At 34.3% G+C, this 22,460-nt stretch carries 14 protein-coding genes and 1 pseudogene; all 15 read left to right on the top strand.

Annotated features, from left to right (window positions below; all coding sequences use genetic code 11):
• Positions 1–11: 11 nt before the first annotated feature.
• A complete protein-coding gene (locus tag PW52_RS01665; RefSeq protein ID WP_044631173.1) occupies positions 12–1,808 on the top strand; it encodes a RagB/SusD family nutrient uptake outer membrane protein in 1,797 nt (598 codons plus the stop codon).
• 549 nt (positions 1,809–2,357) lie between these two features.
• The gene (locus PW52_RS01670; RefSeq protein WP_044631174.1) at positions 2,358–6,533 is read left to right on the top strand and encodes a hybrid sensor histidine kinase/response regulator transcription factor; all 4,176 of its coding nucleotides are present in this window, start codon (positions 2,358–2,360) and stop codon (positions 6,531–6,533) included.
• 171 nt (positions 6,534–6,704) lie between these two features.
• Complete coding sequence (locus tag PW52_RS01675) at positions 6,705–8,585, top strand: alpha/beta hydrolase family protein (protein ID WP_044631175.1); 1,881 nt, start codon at positions 6,705–6,707, stop codon at positions 8,583–8,585.
• A gap of 40 nt (positions 8,586–8,625) precedes the next feature.
• Positions 8,626–10,401 carry an alpha-L-fucosidase gene (locus PW52_RS01680; RefSeq protein WP_205618105.1) on the top strand — a complete coding sequence of 592 codons (1,776 nt, stop codon included), beginning with the start codon at positions 8,626–8,628 and terminating at the stop codon, positions 10,399–10,401.
• A 22-nt stretch (positions 10,402–10,423) separates the two neighbouring features.
• Positions 10,424–12,613, top strand: a complete 2,190-nt coding sequence (locus tag PW52_RS01685; RefSeq protein WP_044631177.1) for a glycosyl hydrolase 115 family protein — start codon at positions 10,424–10,426, stop codon at positions 12,611–12,613.
• The gene (locus tag PW52_RS01690) at positions 12,610–14,082 is read left to right on the top strand and encodes a glycoside hydrolase family 28 protein (protein ID WP_082050797.1); all 1,473 of its coding nucleotides are present in this window, start codon (positions 12,610–12,612) and stop codon (positions 14,080–14,082) included. The genes PW52_RS01685 and PW52_RS01690 overlap by 4 nt, the downstream gene beginning before the upstream one ends.
• Positions 14,054–15,469: a glycoside hydrolase family 28 protein gene (locus PW52_RS01695; RefSeq protein ID WP_205618106.1), complete on the top strand. Its 1,416-nt coding sequence runs from the start codon at positions 14,054–14,056 to the stop codon at positions 15,467–15,469. Before PW52_RS01690 ends, PW52_RS01695 begins: the two co-directional genes overlap by 29 nt.
• Before the next feature lie 71 nt (positions 15,470–15,540).
• Positions 15,541–16,965: an alkaline phosphatase D family protein gene (locus tag PW52_RS01700; RefSeq protein WP_044631178.1), complete on the top strand. Its 1,425-nt coding sequence runs from the start codon at positions 15,541–15,543 to the stop codon at positions 16,963–16,965.
• 199 nt (positions 16,966–17,164) lie between these two features.
• A pseudogene (locus PW52_RS01705) lies at positions 17,165–17,597 on the top strand (DUF5712 family protein); the annotation flags it as partial.
• A 150-nt stretch (positions 17,598–17,747) separates the two neighbouring features.
• Complete coding sequence (locus PW52_RS17760) at positions 17,748–18,731, top strand: sulfatase-like hydrolase/transferase (RefSeq protein WP_052823313.1); 984 nt, start codon at positions 17,748–17,750, stop codon at positions 18,729–18,731.
• Positions 18,698–19,162 (top strand): sulfatase/phosphatase domain-containing protein, encoded by a 465-nt coding sequence (locus PW52_RS17765; protein ID WP_052823314.1) that lies wholly within the window; start codon positions 18,698–18,700, stop codon positions 19,160–19,162. The genes PW52_RS17760 and PW52_RS17765 overlap by 34 nt, the downstream gene beginning before the upstream one ends.
• A gap of 240 nt (positions 19,163–19,402) precedes the next feature.
• Entirely contained in the window at positions 19,403–19,684 is a 282-nt protein-coding gene (locus PW52_RS17620; protein WP_205618108.1) for a hypothetical protein, read from the top strand.
• Positions 19,648–19,800: a hypothetical protein gene (locus tag PW52_RS17825; RefSeq protein ID WP_205618109.1), complete on the top strand. Its 153-nt coding sequence runs from the start codon at positions 19,648–19,650 to the stop codon at positions 19,798–19,800. Before PW52_RS17620 ends, PW52_RS17825 begins: the two co-directional genes overlap by 37 nt.
• A gap of 397 nt (positions 19,801–20,197) precedes the next feature.
• Positions 20,198–21,829 carry a T9SS type A sorting domain-containing protein gene (locus tag PW52_RS01720; RefSeq protein WP_044631180.1) on the top strand — a complete coding sequence of 544 codons (1,632 nt, stop codon included), beginning with the start codon at positions 20,198–20,200 and terminating at the stop codon, positions 21,827–21,829.
• Between the two features lie 144 nt (positions 21,830–21,973).
• Positions 21,974–22,168 carry a hypothetical protein gene (locus PW52_RS01725; RefSeq protein WP_044631181.1) on the top strand — a complete coding sequence of 65 codons (195 nt, stop codon included), beginning with the start codon at positions 21,974–21,976 and terminating at the stop codon, positions 22,166–22,168.
• Positions 22,169–22,460 lie beyond the last annotated feature (292 nt).

Consider the following 22,460-nt stretch of genomic DNA (forward strand, 5'->3'; position numbering starts at 1 on the left):
ATTTAAATAAAATGAAAAAGTTAGAAAAAATTATTTTATTATTAATCTTTGCGCTTAGCTTTACGGCTTGTGAAGATATCTTAGATAAAAGCCCAACCGACATTATTTCAGAAGATGTTGTTTGGAACGATAACAGATTAGCTGAGGCTTATTTAGATCAAATCTTTGCAAGAATGACATTTCTGTATCGAGAAGTCCCTTTCAGTGATGGTCAAGGTACACGTTTATGGTTTGTTCATGACCAGATTACAATTAGTGATGAAGCTAGACATACTAGATCTTGGTATAACACACATAATCGCTTTGGTCGTGGTTTATTGGATCAAAGTGGAGGATTTGATGAAAAATGGTTATACCCGCAAGTTAGAAATCTTAATGAGTTGATTGAAAAAATGGAAACTTCATCACTCTCTGAAGATGAGATACAAGCTTTGGTAGCTAGAGCTCGTTGGGCAAGGGCTATGTGTTATTTTGCTATGGTTAAACGTTATGGAGGAGTACCTTTAATTACTAATGTGCAACAGATTGATGATGATTATGAAACGCTTTTTGTTTCTCGAAATAAAGAAGTTGAAATTTATGATTTTATTATTGATGAAACTGATGCAATTTTCCCTCTTTTAAATGATGTAGAAAGGGCTGGTTACCCAAGTAAATGGGCTGCTATGGCACTTAAAAGTCGTGCTGCTATGTATGCTGCCAGTATTGCTACTTGGGGAACTGTACAAATTGATGGTTTAGTTGGAATACCAAGTAGTGAAGCACAACGTTTTTGGCAAGCATGTTATGATGCGTCAGAATCTATTATTAATGATAGCCCACATAGTTTGTACAATAAGTATCCAGATGATAAAATTACAAACTTCCGAGAAATGTTCATAGATGAATCAAGTAATCCTGAGTCTATTTTTGCATTGCAGTCTGAGGGAGAAAATGCAGTTGGGTTTAATCATGGATGGGATAGTTTTACTGGTCCTAGAGCTTTTGTTGCTTGGGGAGGAAATGCTGCCGCACCATATTTAGAAACGATTGAAGCATTTGAGAATATAGATGGAACTCCTGGGACTTTAGATAGAGATATGTACACAAATGGTTTATGGACTCCAGAAGAAGTATTTGGAAATAGAGAACCTCGCTTTTTTGCTTCTGTTTGGACTCAAGGCACAGAATGGCAAGGTAGTACAATAGAACTATACAAAAGCCTTATTTTACCTGATGGTAGTACTATTTCAAGTAACTCTTATGAAGGTGTAAGAGCACAAGGTACTTCTGGGTCAGGTGGTACTCAAGGTTTTTCTGGTTTTGGTATTAAAAAATATCTTGATGAGAGTAAAATAACGCCATCTAACTGGAGTTCGGAAACCGACTTTATGTATTTCCGTATGGGTGAGATTTATTTAAATCAAGCAGAGGCAGCTATTGAATTAAACCAACCAGATAAGGCCTTAGAATTAATAAATGAAATCCGTGATAGAGCGGGTGTAGCTCTTAGAACCACAATAGATAGAGATCTAGTTCGTCACGAACGTAGAGTAGAGCTTATGTTTGAAAGTCAGCGCTATTTTGATTTAAAACGTTGGAGAATAGCAGAAGATGCTCTAACGAGACCATTTTCTGGTTTAAAGTATTCTTTGGATTATAATAGTTATATTGATGGAAACCCTAGGTTTAAACTTGAAGTTCTTGAGAATCTTGATGGTAATAACCAAAAAGCATTCTTTGAGCGTCATTACTATTACCCTATAACAACAGGTCGTATTTCTTCTAACCCTAATTTGGGGCCAGAAAATCCGGGTTATACTGATTAGAAGTTCATCTTGTTTAACTTAAAAATAGGCTTGTATGTAGTATAAGAAATATAATTTTTTGAATAACAAAAGGAAAGGGTTTGTCAAATCAATGTATTGATTTTAAAATTAAATAATTAATTTTTTTTCATGCAGATATATAAACCCTTCTCCTTTTTCTATTTTGATAACTTTTCTAGTTGTTTTCCTAATTATCAATTATCGATAATTTAGGTTTTAGCTTGGGTTTTATCAATTTATTAATAAATAGTCATACAAAATTGCGATATGCTCTTATTTATAAAATAGAATCTACAGATACTATTATAAGTATAAACTAATTCAGTAAAACTATCAGTCATATGCAATACAGAATGTAAGATATTGATTGTAAATTTCATTATCCTATATTCTTATTTTCTTGCAAATTTTAATTAAAAAAATTAATCATATATTAAAAGTAATTTTGCATAGTAAGAATAGCTGTATTTTGATGTAAATTTTTCTTGATAGTTTAAATTATGTATGGGAAAGAAAAGTATAGTTAAAATCTAAAATTTGCTTTAATCTATGAAACAAAGTTGGAAATTGTGGGGTATAATATTCCTGCTCGAAATTAGTCTATTTGGAATAACAAATACTTGCTCAATACTAGCACAAAATTTCGAAAGATTTTCGAATAAAGAAGGTTTTAACCAAAATTCTATCAATTCCATTGCACAAGACAGGTATGGGTTTTTATGGTACGGAACACCAAATGGCTTAATATTCTATGATGGCTATGAATTTAAAACTTATACAACTCAATCTGATACTAATGGTAATATTATTAGTAATGTTATTACACATCTGCATAATGACTCCGATGGTATTTTATGGATTGGAACAAATAATGGAGTCAGTGTTTATATACCATGGCTTGAAAAATTTCATAATGTACCGTTACCCATTGAAATCTACATTGACAGAATAATTACAGCTTCCGATGGGAGAACCTGGTTTTTAGGTGAAAATACACTATATGTTTGTGAACTGATAGATATTGAAAAAGGAGTTTTTAGTCTATCGGATGATATACTAGAAGCAAAGCTCAAAAACACTAGAATACATGATTTTAACTTCAAAGATGACCATACATTGATTTTAGCAACCTCTGAAGGTATAAGTAAATTGATTTTTGAAAACAATAATAATCATGTTAATTCAATAAAAATAAAATATTTAACAAGTTTTGATAGTTTTAAAGAAGATGTGCTTAAAATATTTATAGATAAAACGAATATGTTTTGGATAGGAACAAGTAACGGTCTGTTTAAGACAACATTAGATGCTAATAAGGTTCACATTCTCGAAACTTTTGGACACTCTAAAAACCCCAATAAATCAGGTTCGTCATTTATCACCACTGCAATTTATGAAGATAATTCTGGTGCTATATGGGTTGGTACCAGAAACAATGGGTTATATAAAATAGGTCAAGACCCCAAAATTTTTGAACATTTCGCTTATAATCCTAAAAACACATCAGGTCTTAGCAGTCATTACATCAAAGACCTGTATCAAGATGATTTTAATGTTTTATGGATTGGAACAGCTCAGGGAGGTCTTAACAAGTTAGATTTGGATCAAAAACCGTTCATTAATTATTCCAACAATCCATATGATTCGCAATCTATTTCAGACAATCTCATTACGTCTATTCTTGAAGATTCAAAAGGGAGGTTATGGCTGTCAGGATATAATAAACCTTTAGTTAGAAGTACTACGGAAATAACTCTTGAAACAGTAAATGAATTAAGGTTTGAAAATCTTGAAAAAGATATTCCAATATCCGATACCGATATTGTACGTATCATCTATGAGGATAAAAAAGGATTCATATGGTTAGGCTCAGATAAGCTAATTGTGGTGTACAATCCACTAAATGATAAGTTTAAGAAGGTAACACTAAAAGAAGAAAGCCGACTTATCAGTAACGCAATACGCAGTATTAGTCAGATAGACGATAACAATATTTTATTGGCAGGAACTGAGATTATTATTATAGAAAATCCTTGGGAGGAAATCAAGAAAAGCAAAGCCCCTCAGTTAGCTGTTAAGTCGGCTATCCATATAGAAAATAGAAGAGTACAGTGTGTGCTTAATGAAAGCAAAAGTTCTTTTTGGTTTGGTACAAGTAAAGGGCTAATACATGGGGTTTTTGATGGTGAAAAAATAATATTAGATCAAAAATATACAGACAATAAAGAAGTAAACTTACATTTAAGTAATAAAAATATTTTTTCTCTGCATAAGGATGGTAATGGTAATATTTGGGTGGGTACCTATGGAGGAGGATTAAATAAGTTATCTAAAGATGATGAAGGATTGCCTTCCAAAATAACATATTTTAGAAAGAATGATGTTTTACCTGACGATGCTATTTATGGTATTTTACAAGAAGGTGATTTATATCTTTGGATGAGTACAGATATGGGGCTGGTAAAATATAATATTGATGATAATACAACTAGTTTATATGACGTAAGAGATGGTTTAGCACAAAATAATTATCGAGAAAATGCTTATTTTAAAGGCAAATCAGGTTTTTTTTATTTTGGAGGTTTAAATGGTTTGACCATTTTTAGACCTGAAAAAATCAAAAAAAATATCCAACCACCAAATGTTTTGATTTCAGACTTATTTATAAATAATAAACCTATTAAAATTGGTGAAAAAAGTAATAATAAGGTTGTTTTAGAGAAGTCTATTTCAGAGACTGGAGGTATAGTCATTAGTCAAAATCAACAAAGTATATCGTTCAATATTGTTGCGGAACATACCTCTACACCCTCAAAAAATAGAATAGCTTATAAATTGGAAGGGTTTGATAATCAATGGATAGAAAATAAGTCTGGAAAAGCTATGATTACCTATACCAACCTTCCTGCAAGAAGTTACGTGTTAAAAATCAAGGCAGCCAATGGTGATGGAGTTTGGAGCTCAAGAATTAAAAGCCTAAATATTGAAGTATTACCACCGTGGTATAATACTTGGTGGAGTTATTTGTTGTTTTTTCTGGCTGCGGTTATATTAGGTATAGGGGTAATAATTTACTTTGTCCAATTAGAAAAATTAAAGCAGCGTCTTAAATATGAAAAATTGGATAGGGAGAGAATTGAAACTGTTAATCAAGGAAAGTTCCGGTATTTCACGAATATTTCTCATGAATTTAGAACGCCTTTAACTTTAATTGCAGGTCCTTTGGAACGAGTAGTCTCACAAAATACTGATCCTAAAAACATAAGATATTTGGCAATAATTCAAAAGAACACTAAGAGGCTTTTAAATTTAATAGACCAACTAATTACATTTCGGCAAGCTGAAGAAGGTCAAATCAAATTAAATCTAGTTGAATATACTTTAGGTGAGTTTCTCTATCCTGTAACAGAAGCTTTTGAAGATTATGCACTCGAAAAAAATATTAATTTCTTTTATAAAGTTAACACTCCCAATGAAAAAATCGGAATAGATATTGAGAAATTCGAAAGAATTATTTTTAATTTACTGTCCAATTCTTTTAAAAACACTCCTTCTCAGGGTAGCATTAGTATAGAAGCAGGTGTTACTTTTGATTCAGGGCAAAAAATAATTAATATTGATGTAGTTGATTCAGGAAAAGGAATACCAAAAGAAAATATAGATAGTATATTCGAGAGATTTTACCAATTAGGAAATAAGGATGGTGAAATTAGCGGAGGAGGTATCGGGCTTGCATTTTGTAAATCGCTCGCTAATTTAATGGATGGCAAAATAAACGCTATAAGTGACCCTGGAGTCGAGACGCGTTTTTCTGTTAAAATACCCTCAAGGGAACTTGATAATAGTAGTTTGAAAAATTCTAACATAACAAAAAAATCTTTTATTAAAAATTGGGTTCCCTTATCAAAAGATATATTTGATGATACAGATGCCGCAAAAAATCTAGAAAAACAAAAAACACATACTCTCCTCATTGTGGAGAATGAAGAAGATGTCCAAAATTTTCTGTTAAATGCACTTTCTGAAAAGTACGTTATAATTATAGCTAATAATGGTGTCGAAGCTTGGGAGCAAATCAAAATCAAGCAACCAGATATGGTAATTAGTGATGTTATGATGCCAGAAATGGATGGGTATGAACTTTGCAATAAAATTAAGCAATCTCCAGAAACTAGCCATTTACCTGTGTTGCTTTTGACTGCACTGGGAGAAAGTGATGATATTATAAAGGGGCTGGAATTTGGTGCCGATGAATATTTAAGTAAACCCTTTTCTTTAAAGCATTTAGAATTACGTATTGAAAAACTAATTCAAAACAATATTTTAATAAAAAAGTATTTTTCCAAAAACAGTTTTCCACCAAAAGATAATGAAGGATTAGAATTATCGAATAGGGATAAAGATTTTCTGAAAAAAATCAGTGATGTTGTTCAAAAAAACATCTCTAACTCTAATTTTGGAGTTGAAGAACTATCCAAGGAAATTGGATTTAGCACCTCTCATTTTTATAGACGTTTAAAGCTGCTAACGGGACAGGTTCCGAGTGTGTATTTAAGAAATTTTAGATTACAGTATGCAGCCGAACTTTTAAAAGGTAACGAAGGATATAATGCCTCTGAAGTAATGTACCTAATAGGAATCGAATCTTATTCTTATTTTTCTAAATCATTCAAAAAACTCCATGGAGTATCACCATCACAATATCAAAAAAAAATCAGGAAATAAGGAAAGAACAATATTTATAGGTGAAGCAAACCGTTTTAATATCACGGATTTCTATATAATCAACATGAATTGATTGAATTAAGCATGAATTTGATTGATATGGACGGCATAGAATCTATTTAATCTACGTCCTTAGCGTTTTATTTATATAATAAATCTTGCATTGACCAAATGTCTAAAGTCAACACAATAAATGTTTTAATCATAACCATTCTTTTTGGTTTTGTATCTAGTGCGCAAAGTATATTGGAAGAAACATTTCCGCCTTTAACAAATATTGAAGCACCCCAATCATATGATGAGCTATGGAAAAGTTTCAATCCCAGAGCAGAACCTTTGGATACGGAAATTTTACACGAATGGGAAGAAGATAATATTGTAATGCAGGTTTTACGTTATCGCGTTGGAGTTTTTAAAGGACATAAAGCTATGATGGCTGCAGTGTATGGCTACCCAAAAGGTGCTGAAAATCTTTCTGGATTGGTGCAGATTCATGGGGGTGGACAGTATGCCAATTATAAGGCTGTTTTACAAAATGCTAAAAGAGGCTATGCCACTATTTCTATTTCATGGGCCGGTAGGATAGAGGCACCTAACTATAAAGTCAATCCAGAAGTTGTTCAACTTTTTTGGGACAATAAAACAGATGATCCGAATTATAAGATTACCACAGATTGGGGGCTCCTTGATGCATATCAAGCACCGCATCGCAATGAAGGCAATAGTTCGGCGTATGTTAAACCGCAGCACTGGACTCTTGATAGTGTTGAATCACCCCGAAATAATCTTTGGTTTTTATGTACGGTGGGAGCTCGTAGAGCACTAACTTTTTTAGAAAAACAACCTCAAGTAAATCCTGAAAAATTAGGGGTTTATGGACATTCCATGGGAGGGAAAATTACGGTTTTAACCTCTACCGATTCCCGTGTAAAAGCAGCAGCACCATCTTGTGGAGGTATTAGTAATAATGATAATGAAAATGCTTTGTATCAAAATACCATTGCCGATAATCTGTATTTAAAAGAAATTAGATGTCCCATCATATTTTTGAGTCCTTCAAACGATTTTCATGGACATTTACAGGATATTCCTAAAGCCGTTGATTTAATCAAAACCGAGCAATGGCGGGTTACATCATCACCCCACCATAATCATCAAGATACACCGGAATTTGAAGTAGCTACACTACTTTGGTTTGACCAATATTTAAAAAACGAATTTCAATGGCCTTCAACTCCACAAACAAAACTTGAATTAGGAACAAAATCCAAAACCCCAAGTTTCACTGTTGTTCCGGATGAGTTAAAACCTATCATTTCTATCGATGTATATTATCTCCAGCCTGATAATGAAGGGGTCGATATTACAAGGGAAGAAAGAGTAAATAGGTTTTGGCATCATGCAGTAGCCGAAAAAAATGGTGATGTTTGGAAGGCTAATTTACCTGTACATACTACTAATAAAGGTCTTTGGGTATTTGCCAATGTATTATATGCTTTGGACGAAGAAGTTTCTGGTACTGGGTATTATTATAGAACGTATACCACTGATAAATTTAATGTGTCTTCCATGATTACCATGGTATCATCACAACAACTACAAGATGCCAAAGTAAAATCTAAAATAAAACATTCGCGAACTATTGAAACTTTTCAAGGTGATTGGGAAAAAGATTGGTTCTCATATTTGTCTGATAATTGGGCACGCAAAACCCATAAACTAAATGATGAATTATGGAAAGCACCTAAAAACGCAAAATTAGTTTTTGAAGTTCGTTCAAAAGAACCAAACAAAATGGTAGTAGGTATAGATAATTACGGTTCGGAAATTCAACTTAAAGGCGAATTAAAGTGGCAACATATTGTATTGTCAGAGGAAAACTTTAAAAATGCTTTGGGCGAAAAATTAGCTAGTTGGAATACGATTAAAGAATTCAGGTTAGGAGATAAAGAAATATTAAAACAAAAAGAAACGAGATTAAAGATTGGTGCAGAATGGGAAGGTGATGCACCAGAGTTTCGAAATCTACATTGGGAAAAAAATAAATCATAATTAATTAAAAGTATTATAAATGAAATTGAGAAAAATAGTATTGGTCGTTACGCTATTGGGAGTATTAAACAATATTGCAGCACAAAAACCTAAAAAGGGTGAGGATGGCATGGATAAAATGTGGGGAGAAACTAAGGTAAAAGTTGATGCGCTAAAGGCCGGAAGAGGAAAACTTTTTGATGAAGGTAATTTTGCCATGTTTGTACACTGGGGATTGTTTTCTCATTTAGGGGGAAAATGGAAGGACACTACCTATTATGGCATTGGCGAGTGGATTAAATTTAGAAAAATGGCAAATATTCCGGATGAAGAATACAAGCAAATAGCCAACGACTTTAATCCTTCTGATTTCAATGCCAAAGCCATTGCCAAATTAGCGAAAGATGCTGGTATGAAATACATCATCATTACCAGTAAACATCATGAAGGTTTTGCAATGTTCCATTCAAAAGTTTCAGATTTTAATATAGTCGATGCCACACCTTTCGCACGCGACCCCATGAAGGAACTATCTGCTGCCTGTCGGGAAATCGGGCTAGGTTTTGGGTTTTATTATTCACACAATCAAGATTGGTTGGCACCAGGAGCCCACAATGGACCAAAAGCCAATCCTGACGGGACTGAGTCCACATTCAAAAAATATTTTTACGAGAAGTGTAAACCTCAGGTTAAGGAAATATGTACCAACTATGGAGATATAGACTTTGTATGGTTTGATACCCCTGGACAAATGCCAAAAGAATACGTGGTTGAGTTAGAAAAGATGGTACGTAAATTACAGCCCAACGCCATGTTGGGAAGCCGAATAGGTTATGGTATGGGCGATTATGCCAGTGTTGGCGATATGGAAGTTCCCCATCGAAATATTGAGGGGCTTTGGGAAACTTGCGACACCAATAATGATTCATGGTCTTATGCTTGGTACGATAATAATTTTAAAAGCCCTAGAATAATCTTAAGTAGGCTTATTGCAACAATTGGTCGTGGCGGCTCCTATCTATTTAATGTTGGGCCAGATGCCAAAGGGAACATACCTACCATTGGAAAAGAGTTTTTATTGGAAACGGGCCAGTGGATAAAAAAATATCCTCAAGTAATTTATGACGCTGGCAGTTCCCCATGGGGTCATGCTTTGTCTTGGGGGGATGTTACCACCAAGGGCAATTCCATGTTTTTATCTATTCTTAAATGGCCACAAGATGGAAAGCTGTATTTGCCAGGTTTACGCACAGAAATTATCTCTGCGGAAATACTTGGAACTACTAAATTTGGAGAAATATCATTTAAGAAGGAAAACGATTGGACAGTTTTTGATTTACCATACCAGCCTGCGGACGATTTAGTATCTGTTATAGAACTAAAGTTAAATGGTGATGCGGAAACAGCTTCGGTCAATAAAAACCATGGTATTTACCCAAATGTAGAAACGGAATTATTATCAGAATTCGCAGAGGTTACAAATGCAGAAAAAAAAGAAGAGAAATGGATGGAGAAATTTGGGGAATGGAAACATGTTAAGCAGGTAAGTAAATGGGAGGATAACAGTAAGGCTGAATGGACTGTAAATGTTTTGGAACCTGGGTATTACTATATCGATTTAAGATATAAAGGTGAGGGACGCTTGGTTTGGAAAACCGTTACAGACGAAGGCATTAAGATACAAAATCAACAAGCGGCCACTAAAAAGTTTGACAACTATCCTATGGGTATCATTGAATTTAAGACTCCTGGACAGCATACGGTATCAGTTTCATTGGTAGAAGGAGACAAAGAAACATCCAGTTTGGAATCGGTAATAATCCGGCCAATTAAATAAAATAAAAAATAACATGTATTACATGAAAAAAATAATTTGTTTATTCATTTTATTTATCGCTGCCATAGGAGTAAATGCTCAAGTAACATCCCTTACCATAAATGGAGATACACCATGGGTAATTGCTGAAGCGGATTATGAAAATATGCCGATTCAAAAAGCAATACGTGATGTAGAAAAGGATTGGTACAAAGTTTTTGGATATCCTCCTGTTATTTTTCATGACAAACCCGCAAGCCATTGGACAGGGCCCGTTATTGTATTTGGAACGACCGAAAACACCAAACATTTAATTGATGCAAAAGTTCCTAAAGGAAAAGAGCAGTTTCATGTTTTTTTAGGGGCATTAAAAAATAACCCAGCAGTCGTTGCTGTGGGCGCGGATACTCGTGGCGCTATATACGGGCTTTACACCTTTAGTGAAGAAATATTGGGAATAGACCCCATGTACATTTTTACGGACCATGTTCCTAAAAAACAAACGGAAATTATAGTTACATCCCAGGATGAAATCATTTCAAAGAAACCGACTTTTGAAAATAGGGGTTGGTTTATTAATGATGAAGAACTACACGATGGCATGCACAGGGACCCTTTGGGAGGCAATGTCATTTCCATGGAATGGATGGATAAAATTCTTGAAACACTTTTAAGATGTAAAGGAAACATGATCATTCCAGAATCTGCCCCCTATCCAGATGCTACTGTTTATGATTTATGTAAGCGTAGAGCGGTAGTGGTCACACACCATCATGTTACGCCTGTTGGACTGAATATGATGGATTGGCCAAAAAATGTCCCCTTTTCATTTATAACCCACAAAGATATTTTAATTGATGCTTGGACCAAAGCTGTTATAGCACAAAAAGATCAAGAAATTGCTTGGGTTATTGGATTTAGGGGAGAGAGCGATGGCGCATTTTGGAATAGTGATCCCGAAGCTCCTAAAACGGATGAAGGCAGAGCGAAAGTGATAGCTGAAGCAATGCAAATGCAAACAGACATCATCAAAAAGTATCAACCCCATGCAACGATTGTTGCTGCGCTTTGGAACGAACAAGGAGCACTGTATAATAAAGGGCTATTAAAAATACCCGATGGTGTATCAAAAATGTTTGCCGATGATGGCCGGGGATTTATGCGGGATGATGGAGGTAAAAATGTAGCAAAGGGAGATGGTCTATATTACCATGTGATGATGCAGATGTTAACGCAGAACCGTACTACCGAGGCTGTGCCTCCAGCACGATTTTATAGTGAATTGAGGCGTTATGTTGAAAAAGGAGCAACAAAGTATGCCATAATAAATGTAAGCGGCATCCGTCCTGCCGCGATGTCGGTTGAAGCTATTACAGACTTTTTGTGGGATGCAGAATCTGCTCTCAATAAAACTCCTAGTAATGCCATGAAAGATTATCTTATAGACTGGTATGCTAAAGAGTTTGGAACTGCGTTGGCTATAAAATTAGCAGATTTAAGATTGCATTATTACAATATACCTTATATGCGTGATAAGATGCCGATTGAAGGCCAATATAGAGGAGCGCGCGGGGAACACTTATTACAATTTTTGACCCAAGGGTTACTTAAACGTTTTGGAGATGGAATTGCCAAGGTGGAAAGCCTTGATAAGATTATTGAAGAAACAAAAGGAGGAAGACGTACTGTAGATGTTAGTGTTGTAAAAGAAGTCCTCACTGAAACGGCAACATTTTTCCCAAAATTGTGGAACTCTACAATGGCACTCGCTAAAGAAATTCCAGAAAATCGCAAGGACTATTATCAGTCTCACTTTATGTATCAAGTAGCGGTACATATGCGTTCGGCAAAAGCATTACAAATTATTGTAGATGCCTGTGATGCATATGCTGAAAATAAAGATCCATTGGATTTTGCCAAAGCTCTGTCCCTAGCATTGGAAGAAACAGAGTTGATCATTAATGAAGCACACAAAGCAGAATATGGTATTTGGGATACCATGTACATGCATGTGCGTTTAATGGATTTTTGGAAAACACGGCTTATGCTAAAAGCTGACATTGCAAAAATAAAGGGGGAGCCGTACACCGCTGAGAGTAGAGGGTACATGGGAGGTTCTTTTTGGGGTTCTGCCCAAGAATATATGAATCATGCTGAAGGTACCTTTCCCTATTTTTATAAACATTCCGGTAAAGGATTGACGGTATTGGAAAATAAAAAACAAAAAAAATGAAAAATTTTATCATAATAACTACTCTTTTATCTTTCGTATTATATGGAAGTGCACAATCAGTTAATTTTAACCAGATTAAATTATCTTCTAAAACAGCTGTTTTTAATGTAAAAACCTATGGCGCCGTTGGTGATAGCATAGCTATGGATACAAAAGCTATACAATTGGCTATTGATGCCTGTAATAAGGCGGGAGGTGGAAAAGTTTGGGTTCCTGCTGGGGAGTACATAATTGGTACTATAAAGTTAAAAAGCAATGTAACGCTTTCGCTCGATTATGGGGCGTATTTATTGGGCAGTGAGAATATTGCCGATTATGATACTGATCTCATCGAAGCGAGAGAAGGTAATGTACATTGTTTAATTTATGCAGAAAATGCGCAAAATGTACGGATTGAAGGACTTGGTGTTATTGACGGTCGTGGCACTCCTCAATCTTTTCCACGGGAGCGAGGTAGACCGCGTCCTCGTTTGATCCGGATGGTTAATATAGATAAGCTTACTTTTTCAGGTGTGACTTATAAACGTCCAGCATTTTGGGGGATTCATATTATTGATAGTAAGAATGTACATTTTAACGGAGTCACTGTTCGTTTTAGAAATAATGGCTATAACAATGATGGTTTGGATATTGACGGCTGTGAGAATGTGCTTATAGAAAATTGTGATATCGAGGCAGGAGATGATGCCATTTGCTTAAAAAGTTCTCTTCACCCATGTCGTAATTTTGTGGTGAAAAACTGTAAAGTAGCAAGCGGAACGGCTGCTCTTAAATTTGGAACTTCTTCATATGGAGGATTTTTAGATGTAAAAGTAACTGATTGTTATTTTTACGATAGCCCCATGGGAGCAATTAAGCTTCAGTTAGTTGATGGAGGAAAATTGGAAAATGTGGATATATCAAGGATTACCATGAAAAATGTTGGAAATCCTATTTTCATAAGATTAGGTAACCGAGGCCGTACATATGAAAAGACCATAGTTCAGAAATTTAAAGCTGATGTTCAGCCAGAAGGAAGGCCCGTTGGAACGCTTAAAAACATTCGTATTAGTGATGTTGTTGCAGAAGTAACATTTGAAGATAGGGAACAAGCAGCAATGGCAGCATATAAAGCATCAGATAAAAAAGATATACTAGAGTTATCAGGGGAGATTACCGATATGGAAAAATCTAAAGCAGGCCCTATAATGATTGCAGGTATTCCAGGACATTATGTGGAGAATGTAGTGTTGGAAAACATTTCGATTTCATATCCTGGTGGGGGAACGGAAAATGATTCAAAAAACTATGTTCCAGAAGATATAGCTCGTTATCCAGAGCAATTTTTCTTTGGGGTTCTGCCCGCTTGGGGGGCTTACATCCGTCATGCTAAAAATGTCCAGTTTACAAATGTAAAAATGGAAGCCCGTTCTGAGGATAAACGTGAAATGATAGTTTTAGATGATGTGGAAGGTTTTATTAATAAATAGAAAACAAACAATTATTATGATGATGAAAAGGAATAGAATTTTAACGATAAATTTTGTAACACTTGCTATATTATTTTTGTTATGTGGATGTAATAATATAAAAAATGAATTTAATATTGTTGATTATGGAGCAGTTAGTGATACTACAATTGTCAATACAAAATTTATTCAAAAAGCCATTGATGAATGTGCTAAAAATGGAGGTAAAGTAATTATTCCCAAAGGAAATTTCGTAACAGGGACCATCAATCTTAAAAGTAATGTAGAACTTCATTTGACCAAAGGGGCAAACCTTTTGGGAAGTTCATCCTTATCCGATTACTCAACCAGTAATATTGGAGCAATTGAAGGTCCGGCGTTCAATAAATGTTTAGTTTATGCCCAAAATGCCAATAATGTAAAAATAACAGGCAAGGGAACCATAAATGGGCGTGGTGACAAGAAGAATTTTCCTGTTAAAATAGGTAACACGTTGGGCGAACGGCCTATGTTGATACGTTTTGTTAATTGTAAAAATATTGATTTTTTAGATGTCACTCTTAAAAATAGTGCGTCATGGTGTACCCACTTGGTTGATTGTGATAATATAGTTGCTCGAAATGTAGTTATAGATAGTCGTGTGAATACCAACAATGATGGTTTTGATATAGATGGTTGCAAAAATGTATTGATTGAAGGCTGTACCATTAATTCTGGTGATGATGCTATTTGTCCAAAAAGTACAACATCTAGATTAACAGAAAATATGGTTGTTAAAAATTGTAGAATTACTAGTCATACATCTGCGTTCAAATGTGGAACATCATCTCGTGGAGGTTTTAAAAACATTACAGTTTCAGATTGTGATTTTTCGGATACACGCATGGGGGCTATTAAGCTTCTTCAAGTTGATGGTGGCATTCTAGAAGATATTACCATTTCAAATATTGTAATGAATAATGTAGAAGGTCCAATTTTTATTAGATTGGGAAACCGTGGAAGAAAATATGATGTACCAACGGAACAAGTATATAATAAAAAAGTAGAAAGTGAAGGTCTGCCACCAGGGACGATTAAAAATATTAAGATCAGTAATATTAAGGCAACAGTGGTAAGTGATATTCCGGAGCGGTGCGGAATTATGATTTCTGGAATTCCGGGGCATTACATAGAGAATGTAGTGTTAGAGGATATTGAGATTTCCTATCCTGGAGGGGGTACAAAAGAAGATGCTAAAATAATAGTGCCAGAAGACGAAGCACGTTATCCCGAGCAGTTTTTCTTTGGGAAATTACCAACTTGGGGAGCATATATTCGTCATGCTCGAAATATTGAATTTAAAAATGTCAATATGTCAACCCGCACACCTGACGAACGTGAAAAAATTGTAATGATTGATACCTTGTGACAGCTTAATATAGCACCTTTAATATCATTTTAAAATTAGAAGAATAGTATAAATACATAAATTTTTATTAGATGAACAAAAAACAATACTTTTTTTGTGGGATATTTTTATTCCTTTTTCAGTTATTACCTTATACTGTTGTAGGACAGGTTTATTTTACTAACGGACTTAAAATTCAAGAGGTAACGGATACAAGTGCTGTTATTTGGACACGATTATGTAAGTTGCCTAATGCCATTCCAATTTACCATAAACAAAAAAAGGCTCCTTTTAAAGCACCGATTGATTTTGACAATAATATGCCAGTAAATAAAATGGATGGTGCTGTAGAAGGTGTTTTTGGTGAGATTAAAATAAATATATTTAATGTGAATGATACTATTTCAGTTGACTGGAAACATGTGTCTCCTTATAAGGATTATACTTTTATGGAAGTCATTAATGGGTTAAATCCCAATACGGAGTATCAAGTTTTATTACAAGGAAGAAAAGATAAGAATGGTTCTATTACTGAAATATTAGGTTCATTTAAAACAGCTCCTTCATCAGAAATGATTGTACCAGTAGGTTTTACATCCTCAACTTGCCAATATTTTTGGGATTACGACGATCCTATTAGAGGTTTTAAAGCCTATGATAATATGCTGAAATTAAATCCAGCTTTTCACTGCCAAACGGGAGATTATATATATTATGATAAGCCTGGTCCAATGTCATATAATGTGGAATTGGCGAGACATAAATGGCATGCAATTAATTCATGGCCATCTTTAGTTGATTTCTACTCAAATGTGCCTTCTTATTTACAAAAGGATGATCATGATATTTTGAGAGATGATGCAACTCCTAACTCTAAACCGTTTGGAGAATTAACTTTTGATGATGCTTTACAGATTTGGAATGAGCAAGTACCTTTAAATGATAAACCTTTTAGAAGTGTTAGGTGGGGTAAAGATTTAGAAGTATGGTTAGTAGAAGCCCGTGAATTTAGGAGCGATAATAGAGATGAAGATGGTGATGAAAAGTCAATTTTTGGAAAAGAACAAAAAGCGTGGTTGAAATCTTCTATTGAATCTTCAAATGCCACTTTTAAAATTTTAATGTCTCCAACTCCAGTTGTTGGACCTGATAGAGCTAAACTTAAAATAGATAATCACTCAAACAAGTCATACGAAACAGAAGGTAAATGGCTTCGTAAATTTCTTGCTTCTCAAAAAAACACATTTGTTGTTAATGGAGATAGACACTGGCAATACGTTTCGAAAGATTTAGAAACAGGTCTTTTAGAGTTTAGCCAAGGGCCAACTAGTGATGATCATGCACAAGGTTGGGACCCAGATGATTATAGACCAGAGCATAAATTTTTAAGAGTAAAAGGCGGGTTTTTGTATGTATATGTTTTTAGGAACAAACATGATGTTCCAACTATAAAATTTATCCATTACGATGTTGAGGGAAAAGCGGTTCACGAAGAAATCATTAAATCAAAAGATTAAACTTTTTGAGGCTATTAGTTATAGTGTTAATAGATATGAGCAGTAAAATAGAGCCCTATTTTTATTAATAAAGACTTTTTATTTCTATAGAAAATAGTTTTCATTAGGCTTTATGGGAAGCGTATTTTGTCATTCAATTATTTTGTTTTTCAAATTTTCAACAACATTGGTATTTTGCTCTTTTAAATCATTAGCTTCATTGCAAAAAACGGGTAATCAAAGTCATATTATAATAAGCCGAAAAGATGCATCAAATTCTGTGAGTCTATCGCCAGGATCTAAATACAAAAGTTCGGAAGTTGAGATGCATGGTAAAATTGTAAAACGTGGGTTTGATAGAGATGCGTTTTTCACAGAAGCAGAAAGCACTTTTGACAAAACTTTTGGCTACAAACGCAACTATGCAAAATCCTATAAATCGAAAAAAGATTTTATTAAGAATCCAAAGCTGTACTTCACAACATTGTTAGGATTACCAGCAAGTGAGAAATCGATTGCTTTTAAATGCCTGCAAAATCTGGAGTGCCTATTGCGAGTATTCCAATTAATCAAGTGCAGTTGGCTCTTAAAAGCTAAGATGTTTAAAACGTGGTGTGGGAATAGTAATTAAATCAGGTTCAATAGGTTTATAAGCTACATTAAGAAGCTATGTGATGTGCTTTTAATTAACTGGTTGGTTTCTATAGGTTAGTTAAGATTTGAGCAATAAGATGGTTGAAATGAGATGTGTTTTATGGTTTTTATGAATTAAGTTTGTCACTAACTCAAAACTCTAAGTTACAATGTTATATAAAATCCGATTATTATATCTGTTTTTTGCTATGGTCTTTTTCTCATGTAAACCAAGTACTAAAAATATTAAATTAATCGGGGACGATGCATTGAAAAAGCCAAATATTATATTCATTTTCGCAGATGATTGGGGTTATAGTGACTTAGGAATTCATGGAAGTTCCTTTTGTAAAACACCAAATCTTGATAAAATGGCAGCAGAGGGTATTGATTTTCAAAATTTTTTGGTAGTTAATCCAGTTTGTTCTCCGAGTAGAGTAGGAGTTATGACGGGACAATACCCAGCGAGACATAGTGTTCATGGTCATTTTGCTACGGTAGAATCTCATATGGAACGTAACATGCCAGATTGGTTGAGCCCTAATGCTCCCTTACTTCCTAAAATGCTTAAAAATGCTGGGTATGCAACAGCTCATTATGGAAAATGGCACCTATCCAATACACATGTAGATGATGCTCCTTCTCCTTTGAAATATGGGTATGATGAATATGGTGCTTTTAATTTACCAAGCAGATTGCATCAAATGCATATAGATTCCACTTTGTACAAAACTATCGATTTTGCCAAACGCTATAAAGACCAGCCATTCTTTATAAATGCGTGGATTCACGCAACTCATACACCACATTATCCTAAACAAGAATATATGCAGCAATTTGCAAATTTAAATGAACAGGAACAGGTCTATGCAGCTGTAGTTGCAGAATATGATGCTCGTATAGGTGAATTGTTTAAAACATTGGAAGATTTAGGTATTGATAATAATACTTTAGTCATTTTTTCTTCTGATAATGGTCCTGAAATAACTGGAAAAGATATGACTACTGATGATAATTCTACAGGTCCAGGTTTGGGGTCATATTATTCCGTAGGGAAACTGGAGAGCTCAAAGGGCGTAAGCGTTCATTGTTCGCAGGTGGTGTACGCATACCACTTATTGTGCGTTGGCCTAGTGAGAGTCCTGCTGGCATAGTAGACAAAACAACTGAATTAGTTACTGTAGATTTGTTGCCTACTTTTTTAGAATTGGCAGGAGTGACTTTCCCAGATAATTATAAACCCGATGGAGTAAGCATTCTATCTGCCATTAAGGGAAAAGCTTTTAAAAGAGATAAACCTATTTACTGGGATTGGCGTTTTTCAAATAACAGAACAGATTTTTGGCCCTCTGCTGGAATTCAGGAAGCTAATTGGAAACTCTTAACCAATTCTGAATTGGGTAGAACCGAACTGTATAATATTAACTCCGATTGGTCTGAGCAAATGGATTTGTCCAATAAACATCCAGAGAAAGTGAAGGAGTTATTGAATAAAATTAAAACTTTTGAAGAAACATTGCCAACAGCCCCTGCGGAAAATTGTTTTTCAAAAGAAAGAGCAAACTTGTTTTTACGTAAGGAATAAAATTAATTAGATATGAAAACAACTTTTAAATATTTTGTAATAACAACGGTGCTAATAATCTTCAAAGGTTGTAAAAATCAAAGTAAAAATGACCACTCGGGAAGAAGATATGAGAGAAATGATAGTGTTGGGTGATGTTTAAGGTTTTGTTAATCAATGAATTAAATAATGAAAAGATTTAGAATTATAGTTCTGATTTGTATTTCGCAAGTACAGTTTTCTCATCTAGAAGCACAGAATATGCGTGCCCCTGTAAATGGTGAACTTGTAAATGATATTGATAGGAACGAAGAGTTTATGAATTGGGGCTTGGGTATGTTTGTGCACTGGTCTTTTGATTCGCAGCTTGGTTCTGTAATAAGTCATTCCATAGTAGGTGCTTCAAAAAAGTATCTTGACCGTTATATTAATGAGCTTCCTAAGACTTTTAACCCAGACCAATATAACCCAGGGTGTTTACAACAAAACATCATAATGGTTTTTGCATGTGGGATACCAAGACGACTGACTTTAATATTATGAATACACCTTATAGGAAAGACATTGTAAAAGACTATGTTTTTTATAATTCGATAGTATTTGGTCGATATGAGTATGGATATGTAAGATATGAGCAACTAAAAAAGCAAATAAAATAGTTAATTTACATATGTTAAAAAAGCAACGGTAGAATTGATAAAATTGTAGAGAAAGCATGTTAATCAAGTTTGCAGTTGGGAAGATAATGTTGCTGTTACCCTGAAAGTAAATGCATAAATACCTGGTTGCTCTTACTTGGAGTTGTTATAATGAAGATGGGCGATTAGTTTAGATAACGGCGAAAGATGAAGATATTGTAGTACGCAACCAATAAGCTAGTACTGAAAAACATGTATTTTATAATATGGAGGTTTTAGAGTTTAAAACTGCGGAAAAACATACTGTTTTAACTTCTTTGGTAGAAGGAGATAGGAAAACATCAAGTTTAAAACCATTAACCTTCAAGCCAATAAACTAGATTTCACTTTTTTTTTAAACTAAATAACTTATTATTTTATGAGAAACTTATTTACTACATTATTCCTTTCAGCAACCATTGCAGCAATAGCACAGGATGTTAATCTTACAGATGTTTTTTCTGATGGAGGACCAACAAGGTTAGATAACACAAGTCTATCTTTTACCCGAAATTTTTCAGCAACACCTTCTACTTTCTCTGTATTTAATTATTACCCTGAGGAGTCTATATATCATGCTAGCATAACATATGACAATGGACAAAATGACGAGGGTTATGTTATGAGAATAGGCAAGGGAGCTCAAATTTATTCATTTAGAAATTCTGTTCATGGTGAAATAGTTCCACCACAACATAGAACCAATATAGCTTCTAATGGGCTTCATCACACGCCATTCGTAGATGATGTCTTTCAAATGGTGGCTGCTTCTTCTCGTCATACTGGTACAGCACCTGATATTATACATCAGGCAGGTTCTTATGTACGTTTACCTGAACAAGTAGATGAAAACAACCATCCTTTTTACTCTCCTTTAATAGCAGAGCATTTTGATGCTGACGATAAATCTTTTACTACGGTAAACTGGGGACAGCAACCGAATACAGACAAGAACTTAACACTTGGATATACTGCAGATCTTATGTTCTATACAAGACATAAAAATATTGGAAATGGAGTTATTCAAGTAGATAACATACTACATAATTTTGGTCAACAAGACTTTACTTTTCTAGATGTACCATGGGGAGGAGTAAGACATTCAAGTATGCCTTATTTATTTGTCTCAAACGAAGACAATTCTTATAGCTTACAAACACCTGCTAGTTTTCCTGTTAAAGAAATAAGTATAGCAAGTACAGGAGGCTGGATTGCTTACTCTTCTAGTCAGGATGGAAATGGTCCTTCTATGGGATTAGTTTTTACTAGGGATCAAAGTGCTGGACCAGGTGTAATAAGATGGGGAGAAGCAATAGCGAATGATAGAGACTTTTATGTATTAGAGTTAATACGATTTCCTCAGGGGAATTTATCTGGTGGAAAATCTATGCAATTCAGAACATTTATGGTGTTAGGGTCTTCTGTAGATGATGTGAAATCAAAAATACTAGATAGTGGCTTAGAAGGTGAGGCTTTTATTACTGCTAATAACAATACTAAAGATCAAACAACAGATATACATTATCAAGTCACCTCATCAGGATCAAAGTTCGAAGTTTCTGAGACAACACAAGCTAATTCAGATCTAACATTAGAAGCAACTCCATTTCAGAACAGTTTACCAGTGTGTCTGATTGAAGGTGCTGATGGAACCAATAGAATCACAACAGATTTATATACATATTCTTCTTTTCCTTATGATAGAACTGCTCTTAGTTGGAAACTTTTAGGGTATTCAGAACAAGCTGTTAATTTTGATGTTTTAGGAATTTCAGAACAAGTTATTAATAAGACTGATTTTAAGGTGTATCCCAATCCAGTAGAATCCATAATAACCATTCAAGGCTTTGCAAACTTAACAGTTGTTGATCTTTATGATATTAATGGAAGAATACTATTAAGCAAAATTATTTCAAATGAAAGCGAAACAATAGATTTAAGCCATTTAAAAAGTGGTACATATTACCTAAAAACTAATTCTGGTGCTAAACAACTTATTGTAAAGAAATAAGAAACCAATATTACGCATGATTTTTGGTGCGGAAGCATCTGAGAACTTAGATTTTTCTGTAGGTGAATTTTCACCTACACTTAAAATAAGATTTAAAAATTTTCCAATCGATTAATTTGGAGCCCAAAAACCAAAACTAAAAAGATGGCAAAAACATCCGAAGTTCCAAAATTAATTGATATTTCGGAGAAAAGTAGTCTGATGGCGGACTGGTTAAACAATAAATTAAAAAGCGTTGATTCTCCTGCGGAGCAGTCGGCATACGGATTAAATACTTCCGAAGGGATAATTGTATTTGAAATTTGGAACCAAAGTCCAGCAGTTCAAAATAAGGTGTAGGAATTTCTCTTTGGACGATATTACCACGCGGAAAAAATTTCTACTTCTTTGTGTTTTAAATGGACAAAAGACTGAAAACTTTATTTATCAGGTTTAAAAAACAAAATAGTAAGTGCTACACTTATTAATGCAAATGACTTATAACACAACTAATAATTGGATAGTAATAATTTAGGTATTATCAATATATAATTTTATAAAAATGAAAAATATCGCTTTTATTTCTTTCAGCAAACTTCCTTTCTTCATTATTTCAAAATTTATAAAAGATTTTTCACCTGTTTTTTGGGGT

Origin of the sequence: Neotamlana sedimentorum (genome assembly GCF_000943565.1) — a bacterium.
Taxonomy (GTDB): Bacteria; Bacteroidota; Bacteroidia; order Flavobacteriales; family Flavobacteriaceae; genus Neotamlana; species Neotamlana sedimentorum.